The 14809-nt window shown below is 61.2% G+C and carries 12 protein-coding genes; 2 read left to right on the top strand and 10 right to left on the bottom strand.

Annotated elements, in window-relative coordinates:
- Window positions 1-60: 60 nt before the first annotated feature.
- The gene (locus ACEN2T_RS02685) at window positions 61-2226 is read right to left on the bottom strand and encodes a TonB-dependent siderophore receptor (protein ID WP_442116256.1); all 2166 of its coding nucleotides are present in this window, start codon (window positions 2224-2226) and stop codon (window positions 61-63) included.
- A gap of 187 nt (window positions 2227-2413) precedes the next feature.
- Window positions 2414-2905, bottom strand: a complete 492-nt coding sequence (locus ACEN2T_RS02680; protein ID WP_260366771.1) for an Lrp/AsnC family transcriptional regulator — start codon at window positions 2903-2905, stop codon at window positions 2414-2416.
- Between the two features lie 121 nt (window positions 2906-3026).
- Between ACEN2T_RS02680 and ACEN2T_RS02675 the strand changes: the two genes are divergently transcribed.
- Window positions 3027-4061, top strand: a complete 1035-nt coding sequence (locus ACEN2T_RS02675; protein WP_095184652.1) for a histone deacetylase family protein — start codon at window positions 3027-3029, stop codon at window positions 4059-4061.
- Between the two features lie 68 nt (window positions 4062-4129).
- A complete protein-coding gene (locus ACEN2T_RS02670; protein WP_122753469.1) occupies window positions 4130-5533 on the top strand; it encodes an amino acid permease in 1404 nt (467 codons plus the stop codon).
- Here ACEN2T_RS02670 and ACEN2T_RS02665 read toward each other — a convergent pair.
- The 8 genes from ACEN2T_RS02665 to ACEN2T_RS02630 form a co-directional block, all read right to left on the bottom strand.
- On the bottom strand, window positions 5490-8054 hold the full coding sequence (locus ACEN2T_RS02665; RefSeq protein ID WP_442116255.1) for an autotransporter family protein: 2565 nt from the start codon (window positions 8052-8054) through the stop codon (window positions 5490-5492). The genes ACEN2T_RS02670 and ACEN2T_RS02665 overlap by 44 nt on opposite strands.
- Before the next feature lie 247 nt (window positions 8055-8301).
- Window positions 8302-9063, bottom strand: a complete 762-nt coding sequence (locus ACEN2T_RS02660; RefSeq protein WP_442116254.1) for a PIG-L deacetylase family protein — start codon at window positions 9061-9063, stop codon at window positions 8302-8304.
- Between the two features lie 177 nt (window positions 9064-9240).
- The gene (locus ACEN2T_RS02655; protein WP_095184653.1) at window positions 9241-9900 is read right to left on the bottom strand and encodes a glycosyltransferase; all 660 of its coding nucleotides are present in this window, start codon (window positions 9898-9900) and stop codon (window positions 9241-9243) included.
- On the bottom strand, window positions 9897-10496 hold the full coding sequence (locus ACEN2T_RS02650; RefSeq protein ID WP_442116253.1) for an SAM-dependent methyltransferase: 600 nt from the start codon (window positions 10494-10496) through the stop codon (window positions 9897-9899). The genes ACEN2T_RS02655 and ACEN2T_RS02650 overlap by 4 nt, the downstream gene beginning before the upstream one ends.
- A complete protein-coding gene (locus tag ACEN2T_RS02645) occupies window positions 10493-11251 on the bottom strand; it encodes a PIG-L deacetylase family protein (protein WP_122753467.1) in 759 nt (252 codons plus the stop codon). The genes ACEN2T_RS02650 and ACEN2T_RS02645 overlap by 4 nt, the downstream gene beginning before the upstream one ends.
- Window positions 11248-12246: an acyl-CoA dehydrogenase family protein gene (locus ACEN2T_RS02640; protein ID WP_442116252.1), complete on the bottom strand. Its 999-nt coding sequence runs from the start codon at window positions 12244-12246 to the stop codon at window positions 11248-11250. Before ACEN2T_RS02640 ends, ACEN2T_RS02645 begins: the two co-directional genes overlap by 4 nt.
- A 1-nt stretch (window position 12247) precedes the next feature.
- Window positions 12248-14407 carry a glycogen debranching protein GlgX gene (gene glgX / locus ACEN2T_RS02635; protein ID WP_032885261.1) on the bottom strand — a complete coding sequence of 720 codons (2160 nt, stop codon included), beginning with the start codon at window positions 14405-14407 and terminating at the stop codon, window positions 12248-12250.
- A 122-nt stretch (window positions 14408-14529) separates the two neighbouring features.
- Window positions 14530-14799, bottom strand: coding sequence for a DUF2934 domain-containing protein (locus ACEN2T_RS02630; protein WP_095184657.1), 270 nt, complete (start codon window positions 14797-14799; stop codon window positions 14530-14532).
- Between the last annotated feature and the right edge of the window lie 10 nt (window positions 14800-14809).

Below are 14809 nucleotides of genomic sequence, written 5' to 3'. Positions count from 1 at the left end.
AGAGCTTTAAGCGCCACTGCCAGGAGGAAAGGCTGCCCGAGCGGGCAGCCTTGATGACGATCAGAAGGTGTATTTGGCCGTCAGCATCATGTTGCGTGGGGTGCCGTAGCTGTCGCCGCCGTAGTCCACGGATTTGGCGATGGTTGAGTAGTAGCTGCGGTCGAAGATGTTGTTGGCGTTGAGCTGCAGGTCCAGGTTGTCGTTGACCCTGTAGCCGGCCATCAAGTCGGTGACGGCGTAGGCGCCTTGTTGCAGGCGGTAGGTACTGCCGTCAGCCAGCTTGACGTCGTTGTACATGCGGCTCTGCCAGGAGATGTTGCCGCCCACCCGGAATTTCTCCAGCGCGCCCTGGAGGTTGTAGCGGGTGGTCAGTTTGAACAAGTGCTCCGGGGTGTCGGTGTCGTACTGCTTGTTGACAAGCTGCGGGTTGGCTTCGTCCTTGATGGTGTGGGTGCGCGCGTAGGTGTAGCCACCGCCGACCTGCCAGTTCTCGGTGAGGGCGCCTTGCAGTTCGAAGTCGATACCCTGGCTGCGAATCTCGCCGGAGGCTTCATAGCACTCGGTCTGCGGGCAGTTTTGCACGGTCACTTTGGTGGCACGATTTTCCTGGTCGACGCGGAACAGTGCGACGCTGGCATTCAGCGCGCCGCCCAGGTATTCGCCTTTAACGCCGACCTCGTAGTTTTTGCCGACAATCGGCTTGACCGGGGTCGCCGAACTGTCTTTGGCGGTCTGCGGCGTGAAAATGTCGCTGTAGCTGACGTAGACCGAGTGATGGTCATCCAGCTCGTAGATCAAACCCGCGTAGCGCGTCAGGTTTCGGGTGACTTTGTAGTCGCCGCTGTTGCTGCCATGGGCATCGTAGTCATACCAGTCCAGGCGCCCGCCGAGGATCAGCTTGAGCGGGTCGGCCAGGCTCAGGCGCGTGGTCAGGTAGAAGCCGTCCTGGGTGGTAATTTCACGGGTGTCGGTGGTGTGGACGAAGTCCGGTTTGCCTGCGGTGATCGGCCAATTGGTGTTGTACGGGCTGTAGTCGTGGCTGGTCATGTCGTAGATGCGGCGGCTGGCACCGACCACCAGCTCATGGGTGCGCCCGAACGCCTGGAACGGGCCGCTGACGAAGCCGTCGACGCCAGCCTGGTTTTCGTCGTAGGCGGCCTGGTAGACGGTTCGCGCCAGTGATTTGTCAGCAGCCCAGCGCGATTGATACGAGCCCGAGAACAAGGCTTTCTGCTCGGCGTAGTTGGCGTTGACCTGCAGCTTCCAGTCGTTGGCCAGTTGCTGGCGCAGTTCGGCGAAGACCGTGTTGATCTCCTGGTCCTTGTTCTCCCAGTCGGTGCCGGGGTTGTAGGAGCGGGGCAGGTCGAGGTGATGGCCATCCTGACCGATCATTGAGGAACCCCAGAAGTAATTGGTCTTGTCCTTCTGGTTTGAGTAGCCGAGGGTCAGGGTGGTGTCTTCACCCAAGTCAGCTTCGGTGACGGCATAGAACAGGCCGTGATACTCCTCGGCGTTGTCGATGAAGCTGTTGGCGTCGCGGTAGGAGGTGACCACCCGGCCGCGCCAGGTGCCGCTGTCATTGAGCGGGCTGGAGGCGTCGAGTTCGCCACGGTAGTCGTCCCAGCTGCCAGCGGCGCCGGTCAGGGTGACTTTCTGCTCGTCCAGGGGCCGCTTGCGGATCAGGTTGATGGCGGCCGACGGGTTGCCCGCGCCGGTCACCAGGCCGGTCGCGCCGCGCACCACTTCAACGCGGTCGAACATCGCCAGGTTGGGCTGCGCGCCGACTGAAACGCCGTTATAGCCGCTCGGAATACCGTCATACATCAGGTTGTCGATGTCGAAACCGCGCGAGGTATAGGACTGCCGGCCCGGTCCGTTGGAGTAATTCAGGAACAACCCGGGCGTTGCGTTGACCACGTCGTTGATGCTTGTCATTGCCTGGTCATCCATGCGCTGGCGCGTAATCACGGTGACGGCTTGTGGCGTTTCACGCAGGGTGAGTGGCAACTTGGTCGCGGTCTTCATCGCGCCGGTGGTGTAGGACTGCGTGCCCTCAGTGGTTTCGCCCAACTGCTGCTCGCCGGAGATTTGGGTGGCGCCCAGTTCCAGGGTGGTGACCGGTGCTTCGGCGTCGGCGGCGAAGGCCGCGTGCGAGGTGGCGAGACAGACCGCCAACGCGATCAAACTGGGTGTAAAACCTTTACCGCCGGGCTGGTGCACAGGCATCGAACGAGCTCTCCCCTAAGTGCCTTTCCCTGGCGAATAATAAAAGTGTTGATAATTATTCGCATCAGTGTGACAGATTGATTCTGTAGGAAAAAGCCATAGGGATGAATTAGTTAACGATTTTTTCACATCTGCATGGCAGGCCTTTCGCCAGCACCTGCCGTTATTGAGCGTTTATGGACGGTGTTCAATCGCGCTTCGGAATCGCCACCCGACTCGTCGCTTTCACTTCGCGCAGCGCCAGGCTCGACTGGATCGACGCGATCCCCAATTGTCGCCTCAGGACGCTCTCTACAAAGTCGCTGTAGCTGTCGAGATCTTCCGCCAGCACCTGCAACAGGTAATCCGCATCCCCGGTGATTTTGTGGCACGACAGCACCTGAGGCAGTTCCTTGACCACCGCTTCAAAGGCGTCCGGCGCGTGGTCGGTGTGGATGGCAAAGCGCACATGCACAAACGCCATGATGTCCAGGCCGAGCAGCTTGCGATCCAGGTTGGCCTGGTAGTCCTTGATCACGCCTTCTTCTTCCAGACGCTTGCGGCGGCGCCAGCACGGCGTGAGGCTCAGGGCCAGACGCTCGCTGAGTTGGGCGTTGGAAATACTCGCGTCTTCCTGCAGCAAGGCGAGGATGGCGAGATCGGTGTCGTCAAGAACGACCTGCTTGGTTTTATTTTTCATATTCGCCTGTAATAGGGGTAAAAAATCCCGATAAAACTAACAGCGCAAGAACTAAAAGCAAAGAAAGCCCCGCACCGCCAGAACAAAATAGACCCTGTCTTTTACTGGCGGATGTATACACATGCTGACTGTTTTTAGCGATGCCCACCGTTTGCACCATGGCACCGAATTAAAGGATGGCGTACTCAAGCCATCGTTCGAGCAACCGAGCCGCGCCGACACCGTGCGTGACCGCGTCCAGCACGTCGGGCTCGGCGATATCATCGTGCCTCGCGCCTTTGACCGCGCCTGTTACGTCAACGCCCACAGCGAGCGCTACGTCTCCTTCCTTGAAACCGCATGGGCCGAATGGACCGCCATCGGCCGCAGCCATGACGCGCTGCCGCTGGTGTGGCCGGTGCGCGATCTGGCCAATGAACAGGTGCCGGATTTCATCGACGGCAAGCTGGGGTTCTATGCCATGGACGCCGGTTCGCCGATTACCGCGACCACGTGGCAGGCGGTGAAGACCAGCGCGGACATTGCACTCACTGGCCTCGCGCTCATCGATGAGGGCCACAACAGCGCCTTCGCCCTGTGCCGCCCACCCGGCCACCATGCCGCCCGCGAATACATGGGCGGTTATTGCTACCTCAACAACGCCGCGATTGCCGCACAACAGGCCATCACTCAAGGCGCCAAACGCGTTGCGGTACTGGACGTGGATTTCCACCATGGCAACGGCACACAGAACATTTTCTACGACCGCTCGGATGTGCTGTTCATCTCCCTGCATGGCGAGCCCGCCGTGTCCTACCCGTACTTTTCCGGCGCCAACAGCGAGCGCGGCAAGGGTGCAGGGGAGGGCTTCAACCTGAATTATCCGTTGCCGAAAAACACCACCTGGGATCACTACAAAATTGCCCTCGCCGACGCGTGCCAGCGGCTCAAACACTTCGCCCCTGAAGTGCTGGTGATTTCCCTCGGCGTCGACACGTTCAAAGACGACCCCATCAGCCACTTCCTCCTCGACAGCGAAGACTTCCTCGGCATGGGCGAGATCATCGCCAGCGTGGGCGTGCCGACGTTGTTCGTGATGGAAGGGGGCTACATGGTCGATGAGATCGGCATCAATGCCGTCAACGTGTTGCACGGTTTCGAAAGCAAAACCGCCTGACCCCCTAATAACAACGACCGCCCAACTTTTTTCTGCCAAAACTCAAAAACATAACAAGAGGTTTTGTGATGAAAACAACTACGTCCGGGCTTTGCGAAAAGCCTGCGTTGCAACGCACCCTGAGCAACCGTCATATCCAGCTGATGGCCATGGGCGGTGCGATCGGCACCGGCCTGTTCATGGGCTCCGGCAAGATCATTGCGCTGTCCGGCACCTCGATCATCCTGATCTACATGATCATCGGGCTGTTTGTGTATTTCGTGATGCGCGCCATGGGCGAGCTGCTGCTGTCCAATCTCAACTTCAAGAGCTTTGCCGACTTTGCCGGCGCCTACCTGGGGCCGCGCGCCGCGTTTTTTCTCGGCTGGTCATACTGGCTGAGCTGGAGCGTGGCGGTTGTGGGGGATGCGGTGGTGGTCGGCGGGTTTTTCCAGTACTGGTTCCCGGACCTGCCGGCGTGGATGCCGGCGGTGGGCATGCTGTTAACGTTGTTCGCGTTGAATGCGCTGACTGTCCGGTTGTTCGGCGAAGTGGAGTTCTGGTTCGCAATCATCAAGATCATCGCCGTGGTGACACTGATCGGGGTGAGCGTGGTGCTGATCGCTGGCTCGTTTGTCTCACCCACCGGCGTCACTGCATCGCTGTCGCATTTGCTGGACAAACAGGCGGCGTTTCCCAACGGCCTGTTCGGCTTTTTCGCCGGGTTCCAGATGGCGATTTTCTCCTTTGCCGGCACCGAGCTGATCGGCACCGCCGCGGCCGAAACCCGTGCGCCGGAGAAGACGTTGCCCAAGGCAATCAATTCGATTCCGTTGCGCATCATTCTGTTCTACGTGCTGGCCCTGGCGTGCATCATCGCCGTGACCTCGTGGCAGCAGGTGTCGCCGAGCAAAAGCCCGTTTGTGGAGCTGTTCCTGGTGGCGGGGTTTCCTGCGGCTGCGGGCATCGTCAATTTCGTGGTACTCACCTCGGCGGCGTCCTCGGCCAACAGCGGGGTGTTTTCCGCCAGCCGCATGTTGTTCGGGTTGGCCGATCTGGGGGATGCACCAGGTGTTTTCCGACGCTTGTCCAACAGCAGCGTTCCGTTGTTCAGCCTGGCCTTCACCACGGTATTGATGCTGCTCGGCCTGGTGTTGCTGTTTGTGGTGCCGGAGGTGATGACCGCCTTCACCATTGTGTCGACGGTCTCGGCGATCCTGGTGATTTTTACGTGGTCGACGATTCTCGCGTCGTACATCGCTTACCGTAAAAAACGCCCGGACCTGCACGCCAAGTCCACTTACAAGATGCCCGGCGGTGTGCCGATGGCTTGGTTTTCCCTGGGTTTCCTTGCGTTCGTGCTCTGCCTGCTGGCGTTGCGGCCAGACACACGCCTGGCCCTGTATGTGATGCCGGTCTGGTTTATCTGGCTGGCGATTGCCTACCAGATCAGAACGCCATTCTCAGGCCAACCGTCCCTTGGCGGCCGTTGAAGGTGTTGCTGTCCAGGTTGCGGTTGTAGCCCACCTCGCTGTAAACGCTGATGTCTTGGGTGACCTTCAACGTTGCACCGACGCTGAGGTCCAGGGTGGTGGACTTCTGCTCGGTGTCGATGTCGGTGACATCGGCAAAGGTCACGGTGTTCTGTCCGGCGCGGGTGTGCCAGACATTCGCCCGTACATAAGGCACCAGTGGCATGCCACGCACTTGGTAGTCGCCGCGCAGGCGGATTCCCAGGCGTGTGGTCAGGTGGGTATCGGCGTCATAGGACACGTCGGAAACCCCGTCGTTCTGGCTATTCAACGTGGTCTTGCTGACGATCACTTGTGCCTGGGGTTCCGCGACCCAGTTGGTCGTCACCGGGATCGGCCAGCCGACCTCGGCGGAGGCTGTGACGTTGTGCCCGCGGGTTTTCATCTTCACACCACGGTCCGACTCGTTGTTGCCATTGAAGCGTGTGCCCATTAACACCAGGTCAAGGTAGGCCTGGTTGGCGCCGATCAACGTCCAGTACACGCCCAGGCTGTCACCGCGTAAGGTGGTTTTGCCGGCGTTCTTGTCCTCCCGGCCGCCGTTGAAGCCTTTGACTGTGCCCCGCAAACGGCTATGGCCGACGAAAAACCCCAGGCGTTGCTGGCCATCGCCCATGGTGCTGGCATAGAGATCGCTGCCCACCTGGAAGCCCGTTACCGAACTGTCCAGCGTCGGGCTCACCGTGCCGGCGAAACTCTGGCGACTGCTGTTGCCGTAGACCCGACCCCACCCGGCCGATAAAGCGCCGGTCTGCTGTTGCTGGCTCTGGTCACCCATGCGCTGGTGAAAGGTGCCGAGCATGCCTTGCACGATTTGCTGGGCGGCGGGAAACAGCGCGGCGTATAGCGGCACTTCCGGGCGGTAGATGGGAATCGGCTCTGTCCCAGGGTTGGGCGGCAGCGGTGGTTCATCGGGAATGGGGACAGGCAACGGCACGATAATGACCGGGTTCGGCGGCACCACCGGGATGGTCGAACGCAGGTAGTAGTTTTCGGCGGTGCCGGCGGTGACGCCGCCCTTGAACAGGTAATAGTCGAACGCGCCGGCAGACACCGGCGCGCCAAGGGTAAAGGCGGTGCCGCTGCCGGTGGCGCCGTTGAGCGCCTGCACCACCTGGATACCATCTTGCAGCGTAGCGGCGCCTGCGCCGCCGAGGTTAGTGACGCGAATGCTCGTACTCCCCTGGATGGTCCCCTGGCTGATTACCAGTTTGTCGCTGGGCGAACCGTCGCCACCCAATACACTTTGCAGCGCGAGTTGGCCGCCGCTGGCGTTGTAGTTGCCATTGACCGTCAGGGTATCGCCGGTGCTGGTGCTGCCGGTGGTCATGTCGATCAGGCCGCTGTTGTTCAGGGTCGTCAGTTGGCCGGCGGTAAACGGATTGATGATCCCTGTGCTGACCCGTAATGCCGAGCTGCCATTCACGTTCATGGTGCCGGTCCCGGTAGCGGCATCCCCCAGTGTGAAGGTGCCGCCGAGGGACAGGCTCGAATTGTTGTCCAGGTTGACGATTTCCCAGTTCTGATAACGTTGCGGTGTGCTGACCTGGCTGTTGTCGAACGTCAGGGTATCGTTCTCCGTTCCGCCGTCCACAACGGGAGTAGGGGCGACAATGGCTTCGGTCAGGTTTTTCAGCAACGCCGTGTCGTTATCGCCGGCCAGCAGTACTGCCGAGTCGAGTTGGCCCGCGCCGTTCCATTCGAACTGGTCATTCCCCGCGCTCATGCGAATTTCCCCGGCAATCCGGCCACCCTTGATGACGATGATGTCGGCCCCGCCGCTGACGCTGAGGTTACCGCCAATGAAACTGGTGCCCGATACCAGGATCGTGTCGTCGCCAAAGCCGGTGACGAAGTTGCCGACAACGGTGCCGCCACGCATATCAAACAGGTTGTTGTCGAGTTTCATGTCGACGCGTCCGATGCTGCCGCCGGTCATCAATCCGTGGTCGCCATCTTCAAAGGCGCCTGTGATGGTGCCGCCGCTCATGGCGAAGTCGTCGATGCCATCCCCTTGGGCAAGGGATGTGATCGTGCCGCCGCTCATGGAGAATTTGTCCAATCCGGCGCCCTGGAAAATTCCACCGGCCGTACCGCCGCTGATTTGCATCACATCGGCACCCGAGCCCTGCAAGATCACACTGTTGACCGCCCCCTGGAACAGGCGAAAGATATTCGCGCCATCGCCCATGTTGACCCCACTGGTGCCGATGACCGCATCCGCGGTGTTCATCTCGATGAGGTCATTGCCCGCGCCATAACCGACGCCCAACACGCTGCCGTTGCCGGAGGGAAATATCAGACTGTTGTTACCTTGCGCATCAATGAGGTTGCCCCCCGCGCCGCTGGTGCAGGTCACCACATCGTCACCTGGCGTGATGGTGAAGGTGCACGCCTGAGCAGTGCTTGAACAGCTCAACAGCCATGCTGCTGACGCCATAATCAGGCTGGCGCCGGTCCGTTGGGGAAGTCGTTTGCTCATGATCCGTCCTCGCTCAATGCGACCTGACTCCACGGTGCCTGATGACAGGCACGGTTAAGGACCATGGCAACAACGAACGCGATACGGATCAGGGAATACGAGTTACCTGCTTCGAAAACACCGGCCAATGCAAAGGGTTGGCATGGCTTTCTCGACTGCACCTCACCTGTGCAGCACGTTTTGAACCTTAGACGCACATCCCTCGCGTCGCTACTGTGAGAAATAACAGGTACGGACGAGTCGGCGGCTATGCGAAGACGATCTCGTAAGGCTCGCGCATGCGATCCAACAACACCTGCGCCAGCATCGGCGCCAGGCCGATCTGCGGGTCACCCACCAGTTGACTCGCATAGGCATGGACCGCGTGGAGTTTGCGCGCAACGCTCCATGTGTCCAGGCGCACCTTGCGCGCCCGTTGCCAGGGGATGATTGCACCCTCGCGCGCGGGCCAGTGCCAGGCCCAGATCGGCAGTTCATACAGCTGCGCACCGACGAGATTGCACGCCTTCGCACTGGCGCGGCCGACCGCTTCGTGGTCGGGGTTGCCGTCGTTGCGCCACGTGGTGAACACCACATCGCCCGCTTGCAAGTAGCGCGCGATGAATTGGCTCAGTTGCGGCTCACGGGCCGACAGGGCGTTGTCGCAAAACCCACCGCGAATCCATTTCAGGCTATGCATGGGCATGCCCAGGCGACGCAGCGCTTCGGCGCTTTCCTGGGGCCGCACGACGCTTAAGCGGCTGGCCGGCCACCGGTCTGAGCCAGGATGGCTCGCGCTGCCGTCGGTGATGGAGATCAGTTGCAGGGGATATTCAAGGGTGCTGAGCAGTTGCAGCATGCCGCCGCACGCCAACACTTCATCGCCCGGATGGGGCGCGATGACCACCACCCGTGCACCGGCCGGGACCAGCGATGTCGCAGAGATAGGGGCGATTTGCGCCAGCTGCGGCGCAGTGTTCCAGATTTGCGCGGGGCCGCGACGGCCTTCACTGAGGGAGGCAGACTTCATGAGCGTTACATCCTTGTGGATTGGTGCTGGGTCGTGCCCCGTTGACGGGACGACTCTATTTATTCACCACAGACTCCGCCGTGATGGGTGCGTGGCCATTCAACCCTGAATGACCAGCAAGGCGTCTTCAGCATAGACAAGGATTCGCCGCTTTTACATTCTGTAATATGGATTTTTTCACGACGCCGGCATCAGGCTCTTCAAATAATCGCCAAACCCGCCTTGGGCGCGGGATTCCAGGCGCGCACTGGTGATCACCTGCGGGGTATTGCTCCAGGCGATAGAGGCGCCACAGCGTTCCAGGTTGCGCACCAATTGCACGTCCTCATGGCAGGCCAAGGGTTCGAAGCCGCCTGCGCGAATGTAAGCACCCGCGCTCACCCCCAGGTTGGCGCCGTGGATGTGCCGATGCCCGTCCTGCGCCTGATAGCCCTGGAGGTAGCGGATCTGCGCGGCCGGGTCGAAGCCCTCGCTCCACGCGTCCACCGTCACCGTGCCGCATACCGCATCGGCGTTCAGCGCCAACTGCGCTACCAGCCAATCAGGCGCGACGCGGCTGTCGGCGTCGGTGCAGGAGATCCAGCGTGCGCCCTGATTGAGCAGATGCCGCGCACCCAGCCCGCGCACATGCCCAACATTGCGCGCCTGTACTTCGAAGTGCTGCACCGGGTAGCTCTGGACGATGGCTGCGCTGTCATCGCTGCAACTGTCGAGCACCAGCAGGATCTGCACCGCTTCGCCTTGCAGGCCAGGGTGGCGGGCCGCGATCAACGCGGCGTCCAGGCAGTCGGGTAACAGCGCTTGTTCGTTATGCACCGGGATCAGAACGCCGATCATCGCAGGCCCTCATGGCGAGCAACCGAGGTGCCATCGCGGCACCACAGGTCGAGGAGAAAATCCTGTTCGTGGTAGCTGGCGATGCGCGGCATTGCCAGTCGTTCATGGAGCAGGGCATGCACCTGCTCAGCTGTCTGCGGACAGCCTTCAATCCGTACGCGCCAGTGGCACGCCAGCAGTTGGCCGTCGTCGGTCAGGCTGGCGAGGGCGCGGTCGATCACGCGACCTAAATCGTCTGCGTCGAGGTAGTAACACAGCTCGCTGAGCACGATCAGCTCGAAGCGCTCGGTCGGCCATTGTTCCGGCAGGCGGCTCTGTTGCACCTCGGCATGGGTGAACCCCAACAAACGGCTGCGCGCCAGGCTGACGGCGGCGGCGGCGGTGTCACAGCACAGCAGGCGATCACAGCGAGGCGCCAGTTCGAAACTCAGCTCGCCATTGGCACAGCCCGGCTCAAAAATGGCGGCATAGCGTGGACGCGTCAGCACTGCAAGGGTCAATGCTCGTTTGCGTCGCTCATACCAGCGTTGACGAAACGCCCAAGGGTCATCATTTTCGGCGAACAGTTGGTCGAAATACGGCGTAGCCACACTCATACGAATACCACTTCAAACGGTTGCAGCAAGCGCTCCACCACATAGGGCGCGAGCACCGGGGGCAGGCCGATCTGCGGGTCACCTTCCAATTGGCTGGCGAACGCGTGAATAGCGTGGCGCTTACGGGCCACCGACTCGCAGCTCAGAGGGATTTTGCGCGCGCGGTGCCACGGCACTTGGCTGTCTTCGGCGGTTGCCCAGTGCCACGTCCACACCGGCAGCTCGTACAGCGTAGCGCCCACCGCTAGGGCGGCCTTGGCACTGGCGCGGCCTACGGCTTCGTGGTCGCAGTGGCCGTCTTCTCGCCAGGTTGTAAACAGCACATCCGTGGGCTTGAGGTAGCGTTGGATAAAGGCGCTCAATTCGTCCTCTCGCGCCGCTACCTTGCTGTCGGTAAACCCGGCGCGCAGCCATTTCAAACTGTGCAATGGCAAACCCAGCCGATGCAGGGCTTGCGCTGATTCCTGGGGCCGCACCACGCTCAGGCGCTCAACCGGCCAGCGCCGAGAGCCGGGGTGACTGGCGCTGCCGTCGGTCACCGAAATCAGCTGTATGGGCCGACCGAGCGCCGCCAGACCTTGCAACAGACCACCACAGCCCAGCACTTCATCATCCGGATGGGGCGCGATGATCACGGCGCGATGCCCTTCAGGTACTAACTGTTCGACGCTGATCTGCGGCAACTCGGCCATCCGCGGCGAGGCCTGCCAGTGATGCAGTGGGGTGCCTTGGCCGACAATCGGGTTGGGTTTCATAACTGCCACCTCCCTGTGGGTTCGCCTGCGATCAGCTCACCCAGGCCGGCCAAGTCACGTTCGGCGTGACTCTGGCGCAGGTACACCGGCAAATCCGCCATCAACTGCGCAAAGTGCGGGTCCTTGCAATAGGGGCCTGCACCGACGGCACGCCCCACGTGGTGCATCACTTGCTCGACCGTGTCTTCAATGCAAGCCCGCGTCTGCTGGGCCAGCACTCGGGCATCAGCCTTAGGTTCAAGGTCGATGTGCTCGGCGCTGGCGCGCAGCACGCAGGCGGCTCCGTTCAGCGCACTGTCCACTGAACCCAAGTGGGCGAGGGCATGGGGTTCCGGGCGTTTGGCGCATTGCTCACGCAAGACTTCCGCCAGGCGTTGCGCGGCGCCATACCAGCACGCCGCAATACCAATCCCGCCTTGCCAGAAGCCGGGGCGGGTGAGGTACTCACCGGGGTGGCCGACGGCAATGCCGCGCACCCCCTCGAAGAGCACTTCAACGCTGCCCGTCGCCGCCATGCCGACCGCTTGCCAGCCGTCCTTCGTCACAGTTACGCCCGGCTGCTGCATCTCGACCGCGACCAGTTGCTGCCGCTCTTCTTCATCCCAGGCCGTCAGCAACCCATGGCTGACCACGGCCGCGCCGGAACACCAGGCTTTACGACCGTCCACCATCAGTCGATGGCCGTCGCGCCGCACGCGTACCTTGGCACTCGGCGGTTCGGCGGCCCACATGCCCCACGTGCTACCCAAGGGCGGCAGGGGGCTGTCCAGTTCTGCAATGATCGCCAACGCGTCGGTATGACCCTCAAACAACTTGCACAGGCGCAAGTCATGCCCGGCGACCTGGGCCAGGCGACTGAAGCGTGCCAAGGTCTGCCCGCTGCCGGGCAGCGGCAGTTGGTCAAGGCCTTCTTCCTGAAGCGCCTTCAGGGCATCCCCCAGGGCTTGCGTGTCCGCATAACCTCGGTAGCCTTGAAGGAATCCGTGCAAAGCCATCTCACACCTCGTCTTCGCGCTGCAGTTCGAACAACAACAGCGAGCGGCCGGTCACCGCGTATTCATGTTCAAAATCAAAGCGTTCCTGACCGCGTACTGCGGTGTCATTGGTATCGAGCATGCAGGTCCAGAACTCACCCTCGGGCACTGGCGGCAGGCGGAAATTGACCATGTCGTGGTGCGCGTTGACCACCAGCAACAAGGTCGCATCGGCACCGGCGCGACGAATCCCGGTTTCCTGGGCGCGGCCGTCCATCAACATGCCGAGGCAGCGACCGTGGCTGTCTTCCCACTGTTCGGTGGTCATTTCGTTGCCATCGGGTGCTAGCCAGGTTACGTCCTTCACGCCGATGTCTTCGTTATAGTCGCCCACCAGGAAGCGTCCACGCCGCAGGATCGGGTAGGCCAAGCGTAGCTTGATCAAGCGTTTAACGAACTTGAGCAGCGACTTGCCGTCATCGTCCAATTCCCAGTTGACCCAGCCGATCTCGCTGTCCTGGCAATAGGCATTGTTGTTGCCGTGCTGAGTGCGGGCGAATTCGTCACCGGCGACGATCATCGGCGTACCTTGGGCCAGCAGCAGGGTGGCGAAGAAGTTACGCATCTGGCGCAGGCGCAGCGCGTTGATTTCCGGATCGTCGGTGGGGCCTTCAACGCCGTGGTTCCAGGACAGGTTGTTGTTGCTGCCGTCCTGATTGTTCTCGTCGTTGTCTTCGTTGTGCTTGTCGTTGTACGACACGAGATCATGCAGGGTGAAACCGTCGTGGGCGGTGATGAAATTCACCGAGCTGTACGGGCGGCGACCGCGATGATTGAACATCTCGCCCGAGGCGGTCATGCGCCCGGCGAAGTCCGCGAGCTGGCCGTCGTCGCCTTTCCAGAATGCGCGCACGGTATCGCGGAAACGGTCGTTCCATTCCACCCAGCCCGGTGGGAAATTGCCCACTTGATAGCCGCCCGGGCCGCAGTCCCAAGGCTCGGCGATCAGTTTGAGCTGACGCAGTACCGGGTCCTGGCGGCAGGCCACGAGGAAACTGTGGCGCTCGTCGAAACCATCGCGATAGCGGCCAAGGATCGTTGCCAGGTCGAAGCGGAAACCGTCGACATGCATCTCGTTGGCCCAGTACCGCAATGAGTCAGTGACCATTTGCAGCACGCACGGGTGACTCAGGTCCAGGGTGTTACCGGTGCCGGAATCGTTGATGTAGAAGCGCTTGTCGTCAGGCATCAACCGGTAGTACGAGGCATTGTCGATGCCGCGCATGGACAGAGTCGGACCGCGCTCGTTGCCTTCGGCGGTGTGGTTGTAGACCACGTCGAGGATCACTTCCAGCTTCTGTTCGTGCAGGTGCGCGACCATCTCCTTGAACTCGGCGATCTTGCCGCTGGCCAGGTAGCGCGGGTCGGGGGCAAAGAACGCGATGCTGTTGTAGCCCCAGTAGTTGGTCATGCCTTTTTCCAGCAGGTGCTGGTCGTTGACGAAGGCGTGCACCGGCAGCAGCTCCACCGACGAGATACCCAACTGGCGAATGTGCTTGAGCACATCGTCTTCCATCAACCCGGCGCACGTGCCGCGCACGGATTCACCCACCGAGGGGTGACGCATGCTGATGCCGCGCAGGTGGGTTTCATAAATGATCGTACGGTCCCATGGCACCCGCACCGGCTGGTCGTTACCCCAGGTGTGTGCCGGATCGATGACCTTGCACTTAGGCACGAACGGCGCGCTGTCACGCTCGTCGAAACTGAGGTCGTCGTCGGGATGGCCGATGGTGTAGCCGAACAGCGCTTCGGACCATTTGAGCTCACCTACCAACTGTTTGGCGTAGGGGTCGATCAGCAATTTGTGGTGGTTGAAACGATGACCATTGGCCGGATCGTAGGCGCCGTATACCCGATAACCGTAAATCAGTCCTGGATGGGCATCGGGCAAGTAACCGTGGAAGATTTCGTCGGTGTATTCCGGCAGCTCGATGCGCTCCAGCTCTACTTCGCCAGCGTCGTCGAACAGGCACAGTTCCACCTTGGTGGCGTTGGCCGAAAACAGCGCAAAGTTGACACCCAGGCCGTCCCAGGTGGCACCGAGCGGGAAGGGCAAACCTTCGCGAATCCGCGACGGTTCATGTTCCTGCGTCGCTTGGTTTTTGTCGGGTTTGCTCATTCAAGTTGCTCCTGCAAGGGTCTTTTTTCAGGCCGAACGCCGCCAGGCTGACGAACGTTCAGCTCACAATCAGTGTGATGAAGTAACCGCCTGCCGAACGCGTCGGCAGGCGGTTGATAGGATTAAGGCTTTGGCTTTTTCGGAGCCGAGGGCTTTTTCGCCGCAGGAGGTGTCGGCTTGCTGGCAACCGGAGCCGGCGGTTTGGCTTTGGCGGGCGGCTTGGGCGCGGCCTTCGGCTTGGCGCCAGCCTTGGGTTTACTCGGCGTCAGCGCTTCGGCTTCGGCCAGCTTGCGCGCCATCTCCCAGTGGCGCGCATCTTCACCATGGGGCTTACCTTCAGACTCCCAGATCTGATGCGCCAGTTCGCGTATGCGTTTGTCTTCAGTACTCATCACAATGCTC

Origin of the sequence: Pseudomonas sp. W22_MBD1_FP4, from assembly GCF_052113765.1 — a bacterium.
In the GTDB taxonomy this organism is placed as follows: Bacteria; Pseudomonadota; Gammaproteobacteria; order Pseudomonadales; family Pseudomonadaceae; genus Aquipseudomonas; species Aquipseudomonas sivasensis.
The sequence above is the reverse complement of the archived record's forward strand: the minus strand, read 5'-3'. Positions and strand labels throughout refer to the sequence as shown.